The sequence below is a fragment of the Photobacterium sp. GB-50 genome, assembly GCF_003026755.1.
In the GTDB taxonomy this organism is placed as follows: domain Bacteria; phylum Pseudomonadota; class Gammaproteobacteria; order Enterobacterales; family Vibrionaceae; genus Photobacterium.
Window position 1 is genome coordinate 120,887 of the sequence record NZ_PYNX01000010.1, and the last position, 16,278, is coordinate 137,164.

Annotated in this window: 13 protein-coding genes and 2 tRNA genes; 5 read left to right on the top strand and 10 right to left on the bottom strand. The window is 40.2% G+C overall.

Annotated elements, in window-relative coordinates; genetic code table 11:
- Positions 1-107 precede the first annotated feature (107 nt).
- The 4 genes from C9J41_RS14025 to focA form a co-directional block, all read right to left on the bottom strand.
- Positions 108-1,862: a formate--tetrahydrofolate ligase gene (locus C9J41_RS14025; protein ID WP_107206010.1), complete on the bottom strand. Its 1,755-nt coding sequence runs from the start codon at positions 1,860-1,862 to the stop codon at positions 108-110.
- A 594-nt stretch (positions 1,863-2,456) separates the two neighbouring features.
- Positions 2,457-3,197, bottom strand: coding sequence for a pyruvate formate lyase 1-activating protein (gene pflA, locus C9J41_RS14030; protein WP_107206011.1), 741 nt, complete (start codon positions 3,195-3,197; stop codon positions 2,457-2,459).
- A 311-nt stretch (positions 3,198-3,508) separates the two neighbouring features.
- Entirely contained in the window at positions 3,509-5,782 is a 2,274-nt protein-coding gene (pflB, locus tag C9J41_RS14035; protein ID WP_105059643.1) for a formate C-acetyltransferase, read from the bottom strand.
- Positions 5,783-5,842: 60 nt separating this feature from the next.
- Positions 5,843-6,709 carry a formate transporter FocA gene (gene focA / locus C9J41_RS14040; RefSeq protein ID WP_107294707.1) on the bottom strand — a complete coding sequence of 289 codons (867 nt, stop codon included), beginning with the start codon at positions 6,707-6,709 and terminating at the stop codon, positions 5,843-5,845.
- A 908-nt stretch (positions 6,710-7,617) separates the two neighbouring features.
- Between focA and C9J41_RS14045 the strand changes: the two genes are divergently transcribed.
- From C9J41_RS14045 to C9J41_RS14060, 4 genes are all read left to right on the top strand, one after another.
- On the top strand, positions 7,618-8,388 hold the full coding sequence (locus C9J41_RS14045; protein ID WP_107247384.1) for an ABC transporter ATP-binding protein: 771 nt from the start codon (positions 7,618-7,620) through the stop codon (positions 8,386-8,388).
- Between the two features lie 119 nt (positions 8,389-8,507).
- Complete coding sequence (locus tag C9J41_RS14050; protein ID WP_107294708.1) at positions 8,508-9,284, top strand: ABC transporter substrate-binding protein; 777 nt, start codon at positions 8,508-8,510, stop codon at positions 9,282-9,284.
- A 98-nt stretch (positions 9,285-9,382) separates the two neighbouring features.
- Positions 9,383-10,123 carry an ABC transporter permease gene (locus C9J41_RS14055; RefSeq protein WP_105061294.1) on the top strand — a complete coding sequence of 247 codons (741 nt, stop codon included), beginning with the start codon at positions 9,383-9,385 and terminating at the stop codon, positions 10,121-10,123.
- A gap of 5 nt (positions 10,124-10,128) precedes the next feature.
- Positions 10,129-10,818 carry an ABC transporter permease gene (locus C9J41_RS14060; protein ID WP_107294709.1) on the top strand — a complete coding sequence of 230 codons (690 nt, stop codon included), beginning with the start codon at positions 10,129-10,131 and terminating at the stop codon, positions 10,816-10,818.
- 69 nt (positions 10,819-10,887) lie between these two features.
- Here C9J41_RS14060 and grxB read toward each other — a convergent pair whose 3' ends face one another.
- From grxB to C9J41_RS14075, 3 genes are all read right to left on the bottom strand, one after another.
- Complete coding sequence (gene grxB, locus C9J41_RS14065) at positions 10,888-11,538, bottom strand: glutaredoxin 2 (RefSeq protein WP_107206016.1); 651 nt, start codon at positions 11,536-11,538, stop codon at positions 10,888-10,890.
- 66 nt (positions 11,539-11,604) lie between these two features.
- The gene (gene xthA, locus C9J41_RS14070) at positions 11,605-12,411 is read right to left on the bottom strand and encodes an exodeoxyribonuclease III (protein ID WP_107206017.1); all 807 of its coding nucleotides are present in this window, start codon (positions 12,409-12,411) and stop codon (positions 11,605-11,607) included.
- A 189-nt stretch (positions 12,412-12,600) separates the two neighbouring features.
- The gene (locus C9J41_RS14075; RefSeq protein WP_107206018.1) at positions 12,601-13,362 is read right to left on the bottom strand and encodes an SDR family NAD(P)-dependent oxidoreductase; all 762 of its coding nucleotides are present in this window, start codon (positions 13,360-13,362) and stop codon (positions 12,601-12,603) included.
- A 471-nt stretch (positions 13,363-13,833) separates the two neighbouring features.
- On the opposite strand from C9J41_RS14075, the gene C9J41_RS14080 reads away from it, so the two are divergent.
- Positions 13,834-14,076 carry a GlsB/YeaQ/YmgE family stress response membrane protein gene (locus tag C9J41_RS14080; protein WP_107206019.1) on the top strand — a complete coding sequence of 81 codons (243 nt, stop codon included), beginning with the start codon at positions 13,834-13,836 and terminating at the stop codon, positions 14,074-14,076.
- Between the two features lie 86 nt (positions 14,077-14,162).
- Here C9J41_RS14080 and C9J41_RS14085 read toward each other — a convergent pair whose 3' ends face one another.
- The 3 genes from C9J41_RS14085 to C9J41_RS14095 all read right to left on the bottom strand — a co-directional run bounded on the left by C9J41_RS14085 (position 14,163) and on the right by C9J41_RS14095 (position 16,241).
- Positions 14,163-15,797, bottom strand: coding sequence for a response regulator (locus tag C9J41_RS14085; protein WP_107294710.1), 1,635 nt, complete (start codon positions 15,795-15,797; stop codon positions 14,163-14,165).
- A 208-nt stretch (positions 15,798-16,005) separates the two neighbouring features.
- Positions 16,006-16,090 (bottom strand) — tRNA-Tyr (locus C9J41_RS14090).
- Positions 16,091-16,156: 66 nt separating this feature from the next.
- A tRNA-Tyr gene (locus C9J41_RS14095) sits at positions 16,157-16,241 on the bottom strand.
- Between the last annotated feature and the right edge of the window lie 37 nt (positions 16,242-16,278).

Here is a 16,278-nt window from a genome sequence, read left to right on the forward strand (position 1 = left end):
ATATAGCTATCTCTGTATTCGGGCAAGTATAAGATAGCGTCGTTTAACAGGTTGTTATTGCATGCGTTAAGCAACAACAACCTTTTATTGTTAACCTTTAGCCGTTGTTAGCTTAAGCCGATAATATTGCCATTCTCATCGATATCAAGATTCATAAATGCGGGCTTTTCAGGTAACCCTGGCATTGTCATTACATTGCCGCATAAAGCATAAATAAATCCAGCTCCTGCACACAATTTTAATTCACGTACTGGGACGGTAAAGCCTTTTGGTGCCCCTTTAATACTAGGGTCGGTTGAAATAGATAGCGGTGTCTTTGCCATACAAATAGCCAGCTCATCAAACCCTAGAGCTTTAAATTTGACTAATTGTTGCTGAGCTACCTCTGATAACGCTACATGACTAGCCCCATATCCTACTTCAGCCACAGCCATTATTTTTTCTTCTAATGGCTGGTTTAGTTGATATAAAGGAGTGAAGTTTGCTTTATGTTGGCAGGCTTTTACCACACACTCTGCGAGTTTAATCGCCCCTTCACCGCCTTTACCAAAGGCTTCACTGATAGCAACGTCTACAAAAGTGTCAAAGCTCTCTGCTTTGATCATTGCTTGTAGTTGCGCTAATTCCTCATCTGTATCTTGTGGGAAACGGTTAATTGCGACAACAACGGGAACACCATAACGGGCGGCATTACTGATATGCCATTTTAGGTTTTCAAACCCTGCAACCAGCGCATCATTGTCTTTGGCAAAAATACCGTCAGGTAAAGCGTGTCCTGGACGTAAATCATAAAGACCAGAGTTGGCTTTTAAGCCACGCAATGTTGCCACAACAACGGCACAGTCAGGGCCTCTTTTTGCTTGCTGGGCTTTAATATTACAGGCTTTTTCAAATCCCATATCAGAACCAAAGCCACCTTCAGTAATGGTGAAGTCACTGAGTTTTAATGCGATTTTGTCTGCAATAATAGATGAATTTCCGTGCGCGATATTGGCAAAAGGACCTGCGTGGATAAGAGTGGGTACGCCTTCTAACGTTTGCATTAGGGTGGGCTCAATGGCATCGCAGAGAGTGACAGTCATGGCTCCTGCTACTTGCAGATCTTCTGTAGTAACAGGGTTACCATCAAGATCATAAGCGACGACAATACGGCCAATGCGTTTACGCATATCATGGAGATCATCGGCAAGTGCTAAAATAGCCATGAGTTCAGAGGCGGCTGTGATATCAAAGCCGTCATGGCGCTCTAAACCATTAATGGTTTTATCTGGTTCATTTTGACCTATGGTGATCATTCTCAAAGCACGATCATTATGATCCATCACGCGTTTCCAAGTGATGTTATTAATGTCGATACGTAGCGCAGGTAATCCTGTTTTTTCACTGAATAGATCATAACCTAAACGTGATTCATGATATAAGCGAGCATCAATTGCAGCAGCTGCAAGGTTATGCGCTGCCGTAACCGCATGAATATCACCCGTAAGATGAAGGTTTAGCTTATCCATTGGTGCTACTTGGCTATAACCGCCGCCCGCTGCGCCACCTTTTACGCCAAAGACAGGTCCCATTGACGGCTGTCGAATACAAGCCATTACTGAGCGATCAATTTTTGCTAACCCTTGTGCTAAACCAATTGTTGTAACGGTTTTTCCTTCTCCTAGTGGGGTTGGTGTAATCGCAGTAACGACCACCAGTTTCCCTTCTGCTTGATCCGCTAAGCGATTCAAAATGGCAGGTTTTATTTTTGCTTTTAATGAACCTTGCGGTGTCAGTTCCTGTGGTTGAATACCCGCTTTTTTGGCAATGCCTTCAATCGGAGAGAGTAGGGTGTCACGGCAAATATCGATGTCGCTTTTCATATAGGCTATATCCTCACAGTGGAAATCATGCGTATCTGCGTGATATTGATGGTGTTGGTTTTAAATACTATAGATAAAGATGTATATAGTGACGCAATCGTTTGCTTTTCTTTTATACCATCATTTTATCATGGTTAATTTTATTTTTGTTGTTATAAATTGCTGCTGTTTTTGGTTGCGTTTTGTACCGTATATAAGATTTATTGAATGCGTTTTAGAGATAGGTAATAAAAGAATAAGAAAGTGGTTATTTAGTCACTAGAGCAGAAGCAGTATATCGATATATAGAGTAGAAGTATGAAGATGAATTTGGTGAATACTGTAAACTCTGGTTGCAATATTGGCTGTGTGTTTATTCATCATTACACTTTAAAATTTGATATATATCAAAATCATTAAAAATATTAAAGGAAGCTATCAATGAACGAGCCAGTGACTACGTTGAAACATACAGCACCACTTTCGATTGGCATTATGTTATTTTTTATCACCTTTTTGACGATTATTTTGCCATTATCCCGTTAAGATAGTTACCGTTTAACACGTATTAAAAAGCGAGCTAATGCTCGCTTTTTGTATTTTTTGTTGAGTGGATTAGTACATCACTTTATGGCCATAACTAGAAAGGATTTCTTTAATCGCTTCCATGGTTTCTTTTTTCGGTGGTTTCACACCGGCTAACGGGTATTCAAAGCCCATAGCTTCCCACTTGTGCTCACCGAGTTGATGGTAAGGAAGTAGTTCGATCTTCTCGATATTGTCCATATCTTTTATGAACTCACCAAGTTGATGTGCAGAATGTTCGTCATCGGTGTAACCCGGAACAACAACATAACGGATCCAAGTTTTTTGACCGCGTTGGTGCAGGTAACGAGCAAAGTCGAGTACGCGTTTATTGGAAACACCAACCAGATTTTGGTGAACACCATCATCCATTTGCTTAAGATCTAGCATCACAAGATCCGTTGCGTCTAACACTTCATCAACCACATCAGTATGTTTGCGAATATAACCGTTGGTATCTAAGCAGGTATGGATCCCTTCAGCTTGCGCAGCACGGAAAAAGTCACGAACAAATTCAGGTTGAAGCATTGCTTCGCCACCAGAAGCAGTAACACCGCCGCCAGATGAATTCATAAAGTGACGGTATGATTTCGCTTCATGCATAAGTTCGTCTACCGTAGCTTCACGACCACCATGAGTATCCCATGTATCACGGTTATGACAGTACTGACAGCGCATTAAGCAACCTTGCAGAAAAACAATAAAACGGATACCAGGTCCATCGACGGTTCCGCAAGATTCAAATGAGTGAATACGACCTATTGCTGACATTGATTACTTCTCCGCATGCTGCGTTTATTTGAGTGTTATTTTATTACAAACCACTAGGGTATTGTAGCGAAATATCGGGATGGAAATTAGGGGTATTCTCTTATTTTGTGTCAATTTATCGCTAACTTATAAAAATTTGGAGAGATGACTTTATTGGTAATAGATATGTTGTAATTATTAAAAAATCTGCATTGAGTCGATAAACAATAGCGAGGCTTGTGGGGAAGATATGTAGACATAAAAAAACCGGCCATTAAGACCGGTTTTTATCAGGAAACAAGTTTCCTACATACTAAACTGTACGCTCTATATTATAGAGATGCAGTGAAAGTACGAGAGATAACGTCAGCTTGCTGCTCTGGCGTTAGAGAGTTAAAACGCACTGCATAACCCGATACACGGATAGTTAGCTGTGGGTATTTCTCTGGGTTTTTAACTGCGTCTTCAAGCGTTTCGCGGTTAAGAACGTTAACGTTTAGGTGTTGACCACCTTCAATGCCAGACTCATGGTGGAAGTAACCATCCATTAGGCCTGCAAGGTTGTTTTCTTGAGTATCAAGATCTTTACCTAGCGCGTTCGGTACGATAGAGAATGTGTAAGAAATACCATCTTTAGCGTGAGCAAATGGTAGTTTACCTACAGATGTTAGAGATGCTACAGCACCTTTCTCATCACGACCGTGCATTGGGTTAGCACCTGGTGCGAAAGGAGCACCTGCACGACGACCGTCTGGTGTGTTACCCGTCTTCTTACCGTACACAACGTTAGATGTGATAGTTAGGATAGACTGAGTAGGGATCGCATCACGGTACATTTTGTGAGTACGGATCTTGTTCATGAAGCGCTCAACTAGGTCACAAGCGATGTCATCTACGCGAGCATCGTTGTTACCGAATTTAGGGTAGTCGCCTTCGATTTCGAAGTCGATTGCAATACCGTCTTCATCACGGATTGGTTTAACTTTTGCGTATTTGATAGCTGATAGTGAGTCAGCTGCAACAGAAAGACCAGCGATACCACAAGCCATTGTACGCTTGATGTCACGATCGTGTAGAGCCATTAGCGATGCTTCGTAGCTGTACTTGTCGTGGCTCCAATGGATAGCGTTAAGTGCTGCAACGTAAGTTGTTGCTAACCAATCCATGAAGTGATCTAGGCGATCCATAGTATCTGTGTAGTCAAGAACTTCAGCAGTTACTTTTTCAGTCTTAGGACCTACTTGAATCTTAAGCTTCTCATCTACACCGCCGTTGATTGCATAAAGCATAGTCTTAGCAAGGTTAGCACGAGCACCGAAGAACTGCATTTGCTTACCAACAACCATTGGAGATACACAACAAGCGATTGCGTAATCGTCAGAGTTCATGTCTGGACGCATTAGGTCATCATTTTCGTACTGGATAGAAGATGTATCGATAGATACCTTCGCACAGAACTTCTTGAAGCCTACAGGTAGTTTTTCAGACCAAAGAACAGTGATGTTTGGCTCTGGAGAAGGACCCATAGTGTATAGGCTGTTTAGGAAACGGAAGTTAGTACGTGTAACTAGTGTACGACCGTCAAGACCCATACCACCCATTGATTCTGTTGCCCAGATTGGGTCGCCAGAGAATAGCTCATCGTACTCAGGCGTACGTAGGAAACGAACCATACGTAGTTTCATTACGAAGTGGTCGATCATTTCTTGCGCTTGTGCTTCAGTGATCTTACCAGCGGCGATATCACGCTCGATGAAGATGTCTAGGAAAGTCGAAGTACGACCTAGAGACATTGCAGCACCGTTTTGTGATTTAACAGCAGCTAGGTAGCCGAAGTAAGTCCACTGGATAGCTTCTTGTGCAGTAACAGCTGGAAGTGAGATATCACAACCGTACTTAGCAGCCATCTCTTTGATTTGACCAAGTGCACGGTGCTGTTCGCAAATTTCTTCACGGCGTTGCATCGTCATCTGAAGGTCTTCACCATTCAAAAACTCTTCTTCTAGAGAAGCGAATTGAGCTAGTTTTTCCTTCATTAGGTAATCAATACCGTAAAGTGCTACGCGGCGGTAGTCACCAATGATACGACCACGGCCGTATGCATCAGGAAGACCAGTTAGAACACCAGACTTACGACACTTAAGGATTGAAGGCGTGTAAACATCGAAAACACCTTGGTTGTGTGTTTTACGTAGTTCAGAGTAAACCTTGTTAAGCATAGGATCTAATTCACGACCGTATACTTTGCATGAATTTTCGATCATGCGGATACCACCGTTAGGGATCAAAGCACGCTTAAGAGGCGCGTCAGTTTGAAGACCAACAATAGTTTCTAGTTCTTTCTCAATGTAACCTGCATCATGTGCAGTGATAGTAGAGGCAACATCTGTATCAAAATCAACAGGTGCGTGAGTCGCGTTTTCCTGTTTGATGCCTTCCATTACAGCGTCCCAAAGTTTCGCTGTAGCTGGAGTTGCTTCTGTTTCAAGGAAAGAGCCGTCACCCTCGTAAGGAGTGTAGTTCTTTTGGATAAAGTCACGAACGTTTACTTCGTTCTGCCAATCACCAGCTGTAAAGCCTTCCCATCCAGCAAATTGCTCTGCCATTGTATACCTACCTATCTATCTATTTCAGTAGAAAAAAATACCTGTTACCGACGTTAGAACTTAGTGCTTTTTATTGCCGTTAAGTTCCGGACGACGATGAATAACCCAGTATGTGAGACCAACTAAGAAACCACCACCAATAATGTTACCTATAGTGACTGGAATTAAGTTGTTCATAATAAAATTGTTAACTGTTAAATCTGCGAACTGTGAAGGGGCTATGCCCGTCATTGTCCAAAATTCTGGCGATGCAAAGTTATGGATAACGATGCCCATTGGGATCATAAACATATTTGCAATACTGTGCTCAAAACCACAAGCAACAAACATAGCAACAGGTAATAGCATAACCATGATTTTATCTGTTGCGCTTCGGCAAGAGTATGTCATCCATACGGCTAGACACACCATTAAGTTACATAACATACCAAGTATTACGGCTTGACCGAAGGTATGGTGCAGTTTGTGCTGAGCTATTTTCATCGCCGTAATACCCCATTGGCCATTATCGCCAAGGTGTTGTTTTGCTAGCCAAATGCAAATTACGAAGAATGACGCGCCGATGAAGTTACCAACATAAACAACAACCCAATTTCGTAATAATTGACCAGTAGTAATTCGATTACTTGCGCGAGCAACAGTGATGAGAACAGAAGAAGTGAAAAGCTCGCCGCCGCAAATAACGACTAAAATAAGGCCAAGGCTGAATGCTAATGCACCAACGAATTTTGCCATACCCCATGGCATATCGCCTGCACCTGTAGTTACCGTTGTGTAGAACACAAATGCAATAGAGATGAATACACCAGCGGTAATCGCTAAGAAGAAAGATTGTAGTGGGTGCTTAGTTGCTTTGTAAACACCGACTTCTTCAGCTTTTTTTGCCATTGCTGGTGGCATTAACGAGTCGAAAGAATTATTTTCCATTTTCTCAGGTGCTCTTTAATTGAGTTGAAGTGAGATTTAATTCGCTGAGGAGATAATACCAAAGGTGACGCATCATATATTTGACCTAGATCATTGCTGTGAAAATTTATAACAAAATTAGACATTTTGTTATATCTCTCATGATTGTAAATTATTGAAAATTAACGATATAATTTTTTTGATAAAACTAAAGAAAATTTTAATGTAATTTTATTACATTTGGCTGGTCTTTAAATACCAAAAAAGAATAGTTGTTATTTATCATGTGTTTGTTGTTTTTTTGGGTTTTATTTAACGTATGTGAGACATTAAATAAAACCAATATATTCAAAAATAATTTAATTGTTACTGAAAAATATGAATAGCCTCTTTTAATGTAACGCCATTTTGTTTTTATTGTTAAAGGTCACAAAAAAAAGGCGAGATAATTAATATGATGACTTACAAGGATATGCAAATTTGAGTCATTTTTATTCTTCAAACAAACATAGCAGAGTAATATTAGAATGCGAATTTTATGGCATTTTCGACCTTGTTAAAAAATACTATAAAGATATCCGCTATTTTTTCGTCAATGTTGAGTCAATAAAATAGACATAAAATAAAATATTGCTCAAATCTTACCAGTTAGTCTTTTGTCCTTCATTTATATCACCCAAAAAAGGCTGTTCTCCTGCTTATAAGAAAAATGAATATAAAAACAGAACTGAGTATTTATGCTGTTTATGTGGGTATAATGGCAGGTTATGGTGCTGTTTGATATATGTTGGTTAGGTTAATGAAATGTTGCAATCATGAATTTCAGATGATACTTTCAAAAAAGATGATTTTTAATGAAATGTCGTGCTTTGCTATAGAATTGGCAAACGAGTAGTAGATGATTTCTAAAGGGACAGGAGTATGCGCACATGAAGGATGACGTGGCGCTAGAAATTAAGAACCTGCATAAATCTTTTGGTGACAATGAAGTATTAAAAGGTATTTCGCTGACGGCAAGAAGAGGAGATGTCGTTTCGATTATTGGCTCATCAGGCTCAGGAAAGAGTACTTTTTTACGTTGTGTCAATTTACTTGAAACCCCTACTCAAGGCGAAATTTGGGTTAATGGTGAATTGATTAAAATGCACAATAATCGTCGCGGTGAATATTTACCTGTTGATGATAAACAAGTTCAACGCATTCGTGCCCGTTTAGCCATGGTATTTCAAGGATTTAATCTGTGGTCTCATATGACAGTACTACAGAATGTGATTGAAGCGCCGATACATGTGCTCGGTGTCCCTAAAGCAGAAGCGATTGAAAAAGCGGAAGCCTTACTCAAAAAAGTGGGCTTATTTGAACGCCGTAATTATTATCCAGCCCATTTATCTGGTGGTCAGCAGCAGCGTGCAGCAATTGCGCGAGCCCTTGCTGTTGATCCTGAAGTGATGTTGTTTGATGAACCGACATCGGCCTTAGATCCTGAATTGGTGGGTGAGGTATTAGGTGTAATGCAAGATTTAGCGCAAGAAGGCCGTACCATGCTGGTAGTCACTCATGAAATGGCTTTTGCTCGCGATGTATCCAATCAAGTGATGTTCTTACACCAAGGCCTTGTTGAAGAGCAAGGTCATCCCGATAAGCTATTTACCCAGCCTGAATCTGAAAGATTGCAGCAATTTATTTCGTCTATTTACTAAACTTAGGGTTATCGATTAAGACATAGAGGCTAACCCTCTGTGATTAGATAACCGTACAAATAGTACAAGGTTCACAGCATGGCTTGGTGTGAACAATTAAACGTAGCAGGAGAAGCGATATGAAAAAATGGATTTTAGCCGCAACATTAATTTCAGCGATGGGTGCATCAGCAGTACAAGCAAAAGAGTGGAAAGAAGTGCGTTTTGGTATTGAAGGCGCTTACCCTCCTTTTAGCTGGACTGAGCCAAACGGTGAGCTGAAAGGTTTTGATGTGGATATGGCAAACGCGCTTTGTACGCAAATGAAGGTCAAATGTAAAATTGTAGCCCAAGATTGGGATGGTATTATTCCATCACTGCTTGCTCGTAAATACGATGCAATCATCGCTGCAATGTCTATTACCGAAGAGCGTAAAAAGAAAATCGACTTTACTGGTAAGTATGCTCTTATCCCGAACAAGTTTGTTGCCAAAAAAGGTACCGAGCTCGACTTCACTAAAGAAGGGCTTAAAGGTGTGAAGATTGGTGTTCAACGTGCAACGACTCATGACAAATACTTAACGGATAATTTCGGAGAGTCTGTTGAAATCGTTCGTTATGGCTCATTTGACGAAGCTTACCTAGATTTAAAAGCCGGCCGTATTGCTAGCGTATTGGGTGATGCATCAGCATTAGAAGAAGGTTTGCTAAATAAAGACGGTGGTGAAGGTTTTGAATTTATCGGCCCATCATTAACAGATCCTAAATGGTTCGGTGAAGGTTTTGGTATTGCCGTGCGCAAACAAGACAAAGATCTAACCAAAAAACTGGATGAAGCAATTCTTGCACTACGTGAAAACGGTCAATACAAGCAGATCGCTGATAAGTATTTCAAATATGATGTTTACGGTCAGTAAGTCATAAATGAATAAAGAGCACCTAGCTTCTAGTTTGGCGAGTTCGTCAAAGGGCTAAGCTAAGTGCTCTCTTATTCGAACAATGAAGGAGTATGACGTTGTTCGATTTATATGGATATGGATGGTCTTTAGCTCAAGGGGCGATGATAACAATACAAGTGGCACTGCTTTCTCTTTTATTAGCAGCAACACTGGGTATGTTAGGCGCTTTAGCGAAACTCTCACCTTACCGTTGGGCGCGTGCTATCGCCACACTTTACACCACGGTGATCCGTGGTATTCCTGATTTAGTATTGATGATGCTGATTTTCTTCGGTGGTCAAATGCTACTTAATGATAGCTTGTATAATATTAATGAATGGTTGAATAATTCTTTTACTCAATCTGATCCTAACCACGAATGGACAAGTTACCTTCCTGATTATATCGAGATCAGCCCCTTTGTTGCTGGTGTTCTGACAATAGGCTTTATTTTTGGTGCTTATATGGCAGAAACCTTTAGAGGCGCGATCTTAGCGGTAGATAAAGGTGAACTTGAAGCGGGTAAAGCCTATGGCATGAGTGCATTTTTATCCTTTCGTCGAATTTTACTGCCTCAAATGATCCGTCATGCTTTACCTGGCTTTGGTAATAACTGGTTAGTGTTATTAAAAACCACCGCACTGGTTTCTATCATTGGTTTAGATGACATGGTGCGTAAAGGAGCATTGGCTGCAGGAACCACTCAAAAACCGTTTACCTTCTATTTTACTATTGCGGTTGTGTTTTTGATCTTTACCTCTATTTCAACCTTGGCACTCAATTGGGCCGAGCGTAAATACAGTATTCCGACGAGGTAGAGCTGATGGACTTTAGTATTTTTACAGAAAGTTGGGAAATCTATCTAGAAGGTTTTTACACCACAGTGTGGATGGTTACCGTTTCGCTAGTGATCGGTTTAATTTGCGCGATCCCCATTGGAATGATGCGAAATAGCAGTCATAAATTTATTGCGTTTCCAGCTTGGGCATATATTTATTTCTTTCGTGGTACGCCGCTATTGATTCAGCTTTATCTTATTTATTACGGATTAAGCCAAGTTATCAATGTTCAGGGCACAATGTGGCAAGAAGCATGGTTCTGTGCGTTAGTTGCTTTCATTTTAAATACTGCCGCATACACCGCTGAAATTATTCGAGGCTCTATTAATAGTATGCCGCAAGGTGAGATAGAGGCGGCGAAAGCTTATGGTATGGGCCCATTTCAAGCGTTTCGTCGTATTATTCTTCCTAGTGCATTACGACGAGCGTTACCTGCATACAGTAATGAAGTGATCTTCATGGTTCATGGCTCAGCCGTTGCCGGTATTGTGACGATTGTTGATTTAACAGGGGCCGCGAGAATTGTAAACTCTCGTTACTACGCGCCGTTTGAATCTTTCTTGTTTGCTGGGCTTTGTTACATGGTGCTGACGTTTGTCATAATCTGGGTATTTAAAAAACTTGAAGCGCGGTATTTACGCCATTTACAGCCATTAACTGAAATAACAGATTAATAAAGTTGAATAGAAAAAGCTCAGCATGCTAATGATAGATGCTGAGCTTTTTGTTTTATCAGCGCTTTTTTACACCGCCACATCATCATAAAGTGGGACTGAAGTCAGTGCTGCGACTTCATCAATGTATTGACGTACGCGAGTTGGGTATTGGATCCCTTTCACGACAGTTAAATTACGTAGCATTGGAAATAGATGAATATCATCATAGCTAAGCTGGTTGCTTCGCTCAGAAGGCAGTGTTACCCATTCCAATGTTTGCAGCGCTTTATTGGTCAGCTCAATGTAGTGCGAAGAATCTTCAAAGGCTCTTTCAAAGCTAACGGATAACATTGGCGTTTTTTTGTTGTAGAACCACGTTTTTGCTTCTTCAACCTGAAACTCTGGTAGATCTATTTTTAGCCAGCGTGGGTAGAGTAGGTAGGGTACACAATCTCGTGCTGCTTCAGCCCATTGTACTAATTCATCTTGATGTACTTCCGGCGCTAAAACAGGACTGCCATCGTTGTTGTCGATAAATTTGACGACATCTAGGCTCTCAGCCATATAGCTACCATCTGGCTTTTGTAAAATAGGCACCATGTTAGCGCCTACTTTTTCGATACGTGCGTCAATATCGTGATTTTGTAGGTAAACCAATTCAATATCGGCTTTTTTTAAGCCCGCAATCATCATTGCTTTTACGCAGAAAGGGCAATGATCAAATACAAACAACTTCATAATTAGTCCCTTGTGGTGAAGTAGAGTGAAGATAAAAAAGGTGAGTAGAAACTCACCTTTTATTAATTATTTAAAGACAGACCAAATAGGTGCGTGATCTGAGGGTTTTTCGATACCACGTAATTCGTAGTCGATATCGGACTCAATGCAGCGCTCAGCCAGTGATGGTGTGGCAAGAATAACATCAATGCGTAGACCTCGGTTATCAACAAAGCCTTTCGAGCGGTAGTCAAACCATGAGTATTTATCATCGACGGTTGGGTGAAGTTGACGGAAAGTATCGACAAAACCCCAGTCTAGCAAGGTTTGTAACCACTCACGCTCAATTGGTTGGAATGAGCACTTACCTGTTTTTAGCCAGCGTTTAGCATTAGCAGGACCAATACCGATATCTAAATCCGTAGGGCTGATATTAATATCGCCCATCACGATCAATTCTTCATCGTTAGTGTGGGCCGTATTTAGGTAATTCATCAGATCAGCGTAGAATTTCTCTTTTGCAGGAAATTTTGTTTCGTGCTTAATATTATCGCCCTGTGGGAAATAACCGTTCATGACAGTGATGTTCTTGCCATTGTCTTGCTTAAAGGTGGCCATGATCATTCGACGTTGGGCATCTTCATCATCGGTTGGGAACCCTTTTTGTACGCTAATTGGTTCTTGCTTACATAGCATTGCAACACCGTAATGGGCTTTTTGACCATGGAAGTAAACTTTGTAGCCCATCGCTTCAACATCCGCTAAAGGGAAGGCTTCATCATGAACTTTGATTTCTTGTAAGCCGATCACATCCGGCTGATGCTTTTCAATTAAGGCTTGAAGTTGGTGAAGGCGAGCGCGTAGCCCATTGATATTGAAGGAGATAACTTTCATCATTTATTCCGATTTCTGTCAGTTTTTTAATTACGGATAAGCAAAGATACTAACATAGATATTTAACGCTGGTAGAGCCTATTTCTTTTAAATAAACGATGAGGTTAATCGATATAAAGCGAAGGTAAGAGGAAGAAATGAAGGCGACGAGAAAGATAAAGAGCCGCCTTCGGTAGGTGTTATTTATGATTATGCAACGATTTTAGGTTGACCGTCAGAAGCGGTAACACCACCATCTACAGGTAGGTTAACACCGTTTACAAAGCTGGCATCATCACTTGCTAAGAAGCTCATTACCGCTGCGACTTCTTCAGGCTCTGCTGCACGACCAAGCGGAATACGTTCGTTAAATTTATTACGAATATCTTCCGGCCAGCCATTAGTCATATTGGTTTTCACTAGGCTTGGGCATACAGAGTTAACACGCACACCTTGTAGGCCAAAATCCAGTGCAAGTACACGAGTTAAGTTAACAATAGCGCCTTTAGATACGCAGTAGTAAGCTGCGCCCCAGTCAGCACCTAAACCAGAAACAGAGGCATTATTAACAATGCAGCCTTTGCTTTTGATCAAGTGAGGTAATGCATATTTAGAGCAGTAAATAGCACCATTAATATTTACGCTAGAGATCTTCTCCCAATCTTGAATGCTACCGTCTAATATTGTGCCTGGAATATGTACGCCAGCATTATTGATTAAGATGTCAATCTTATTGAAATTCTTAATGGTCTGATCAATAAGGTTTTTTACTTCAGCTTCATTTGAAACATCGGTTTTAACACACAGTGTTTTTTCTGAAATTAGCTCACTGTGTACTTTATCTAGTGCGTCCTGATAAAGATCTGCTAGAACGACAATTGCGCCTTCAGAGGCAAAACGGTGTGCCGCAGCTTTACCCATACCATTACCCGCACCTGTGATAATGACAACTTTTCCTTCAAATCTGTTCATAGCTAGCTCTTACATCATACAAATAGTGTCACTATATTAAGTCTCTCACGGATATACGTTTGTGATGAAGATCACTTATTTTTTTAGGTACCGAGAAGGGATGAATAGCTAAAGATAATGTTGTTTTTTCTGAAACATATTTAAACAATCTGTTTACATACCCCTCGTGGTAAGTCTGTCAAATAAATAAATCAGTGTTTTATTGCTTTGAGGAAGAATTTAATATTAATGGGTTGATGAAATATAGTTATTAAAAATCAATATATTAGATTGTTAATAACAGTCTATTTTTAGCTAGAAGTTTAGGTCATGATAAAAAGAGATAAAAAATGAGTACTTTACTTGTACTGAGTGAGTTATCAGGTCTATGCTGAATGAATACGAAATACTCAAACATGTTGTTTTAAAAAGTATTTTTATCAATATGGTGCAGTAATTACCTTGTTACTGCCACGGACGAAGGAAAATATCATGTCTATTATCACTTGGATTATTGTTGGCCTTATAGCAGGTGCACTCGCTAAATGGTTGATGCCTGGAAATGATGGTGGCGGTTGGATTGCAACATGTGGCTTAGGTATTGCTGGTTCTTTTGCTGGTGGTTTCCTTGGTTCACTGTTGGGTATAGGTGCGTCGGGTCTGCTTGGTACTATTATTATTTCCACCGTCGGTGCTTTAGTGCTGCTATTTATCTATAACCGATTTATTCGTTAATTGACGATTGAGTCATGCGAAAAAGCCTAACGTAGTATGTGTTCGTTTAGAAACTACTTAGGTTAGGCTTTTATTTTCCGTCGTTATTATATGACCTGTGGAGAGGATAATTTCGCTATTAAGGATTTTCTCCAATCCGCTAACGGTTGTGGTAACTCGATGGTTTTTAGTTGTTTTAAGCTTTTTTGAATATCAGAGTGATTGTAAGCCTTTTGATTGAGTAAACTTTCACAATAACCTAGCATTGCCTCACTACACTGTGGGTAATCATGTAAAATCGTTTGATATAGCGCACCAGCTCGTTTGGGATCTTGTATCAAATTAGCTTTTGCTGTTTCTAAATGGCTTACAAGTAAACGTACATTTTCAATGATGAGCTGTTTCTCTTTTAATTCATTTAAACGGTGCTGACTGTGTTCATCGAGTTCAGATCGTGTCATTAATACTTGGTATATCTCTCCAATTAAACGGCTTTCACCATAACTGATTAGCATAGGAAGTGCTTCGATCATGACTATTGACGGAGCTTGAAGCATCACACCGAAAAATGGACTTAATCCTTTTAGTAAACGCCTTTTGGATTTTTGGATCTTTTTATCTATGTGGTAGAGACGAGCCAGTGCAATATTGGCGAAGGCGTCTAAATGTTGCTTTTTTTCACCCTGTAATCTTAGCTGAGCTAAGTGATGGATATCTTTAATAGCAGTGTGTAGTCGATGGTTATGCTGGTTTGATAATTGGTTTGTGTAAATTTGCTCGAAAATAGCGGTATATTCAGCAAAGTGTACTAGCCATAACTTATCAATAATCGGTAGATGTGTTGCTAATGTTTTCCCTGCCTGCAGAAAGTTATCAATATCATTCATATCTGCAGATAATTGAGCAACAGTTAAAGCTCGATGCGGTATGGTTGGTGTTAAGGTGAGTACCTGCATGGCGACTTCTTGAGCTTTATCGACTTGGTTATTTTGTTGATAAAGGGACGCTAGTTCATCATAAGCAAAGACACAAAGAGGGACATGCTTAATTAACCGTTTTAGTCGGTTAATCGCTTCGAGGTGATAGCCTTTCTTTGTCGCAAGTTTTGCTTCAATCAATGATAACTTATGGTGTTGAGAGCGTTGCTTAAATAAAAGTAATAATTGCTCTGCTTGCTGCCATTGTTTTATTTCGATAAGTAGCTCTAGTAAAAGCGTTTCTATATGCAGATTATGGCCTTGCTCTCGGAGTAAATGACGGCATAACTGTATTGCTTGTTGATGATCTTGCTTGTCTAAAGCTTGATATATTGGCTCTCTGTGTAAGCAAACTTTATAGACACTGATCACTCGTTGTTTTAAGGTGCCGATGTTAATGGGTTTGGTAAGAAAACAATCAGGCTCTATTCCCATTGTGGTTGAAATGACTTCAGGTGAGTGATCTCCAGAAAAAAAGATGATTCCACAATTTGAACGAATAAGGTTTTGCTGTCTGAGTAAAGACAGTAACTCACCACCATTAATATTTTGATTAAGATGGAAATCAAACAAAATAAGATCATAACGCTGGGTTTGGCATAACTGAATAGCGTGTTGGTAACAGGTCGCGATATCAATTGATTTGATCGCAATTTTATCTAAGACACTTTTAACGAGTTGAGCAGAAGAGAGCTGATCATCTACGATGAGTACTTTTATGGTGTTCCACTTTTCTTGTTCTAATTCCGTGAAACCCAAAGCCATATACTATCCATTTAATTGTTATTATTGATGTTTATGATATTTAATATGCATGTTGTTCATTATTAAATGTCATGAATAAAAGTAATCATATAATGAAATTATAGCAATTTTTTTACGTACAAATTTAGAACTTAGATGGGAAATATTTAAGAGGGAGTAAAGGTATAGATAGAAAAAAACCAGCAGCCTGAGCTACTGGTTTAAATGATGGTGGTGGGGGAAGGATTCGAACCTTCGAAGGCAGTGCCGGCAGATTTACAATCTGCTCCCTTTGGCCACTCGGGAACCCCACCACGGGGTATTGCTATATTTGGCTTTTGCCAGAAAAGACGTCAGTGACGACAACTTTTCAAATTAGATGGTGGTGGGGGAAGGATTCGAACCTTCGAAGGCAGTGCCGGCAGATTTACAATCTGCTCCCTTTGGCCACTCGGGAACCCCACCACGGGGTATTGCTATATTTGGCTTTCGCCAGAAAAGA

Excerpts from the sequence above, each read along its gene's own strand:
- C9J41_RS14025 (WP_107206010.1), bottom strand. The coding sequence starts at position 1,862 with ATGAAAAGCGACATCGATATTTGCCGTGACACCCTACTCTCTCCGATT.
- pflA (WP_107206011.1), bottom strand. The coding sequence starts at position 3,197 with ATGTCAGCAATAGGTCGTATTCACTCATTTGAATCTTGCGGAACCGTC.
- pflB (WP_105059643.1), bottom strand. The coding sequence starts at position 5,782 with ATGGCAGAGCAATTTGCTGGATGGGAAGGCTTTACAGCTGGTGATTGG.
- focA (WP_107294707.1), bottom strand. The coding sequence starts at position 6,709 with ATGGAAAATAATTCTTTCGACTCGTTAATGCCACCAGCAATGGCAAAA.
- C9J41_RS14045 (WP_107247384.1), top strand. The coding sequence starts at position 7,618 with ATGAAGGATGACGTGGCGCTAGAAATTAAGAACCTGCATAAATCTTTT.
- C9J41_RS14050 (WP_107294708.1), top strand. The coding sequence starts at position 8,508 with ATGAAAAAATGGATTTTAGCCGCAACATTAATTTCAGCGATGGGTGCA.
- C9J41_RS14060 (WP_107294709.1), top strand. The coding sequence starts at position 10,129 with ATGGACTTTAGTATTTTTACAGAAAGTTGGGAAATCTATCTAGAAGGT.
- grxB (WP_107206016.1), bottom strand. The coding sequence starts at position 11,538 with ATGAAGTTGTTTGTATTTGATCATTGCCCTTTCTGCGTAAAAGCAATG.
- xthA (WP_107206017.1), bottom strand. The coding sequence starts at position 12,411 with ATGAAAGTTATCTCCTTCAATATCAATGGGCTACGCGCTCGCCTTCAC.
- C9J41_RS14075 (WP_107206018.1), bottom strand. The coding sequence starts at position 13,362 with ATGAACAGATTTGAAGGAAAAGTTGTCATTATCACAGGTGCGGGTAAT.
- C9J41_RS14080 (WP_107206019.1), top strand. The coding sequence starts at position 13,834 with ATGTCTATTATCACTTGGATTATTGTTGGCCTTATAGCAGGTGCACTC.
- C9J41_RS14085 (WP_107294710.1), bottom strand. The coding sequence starts at position 15,797 with ATGGCTTTGGGTTTCACGGAATTAGAACAAGAAAAGTGGAACACCATA.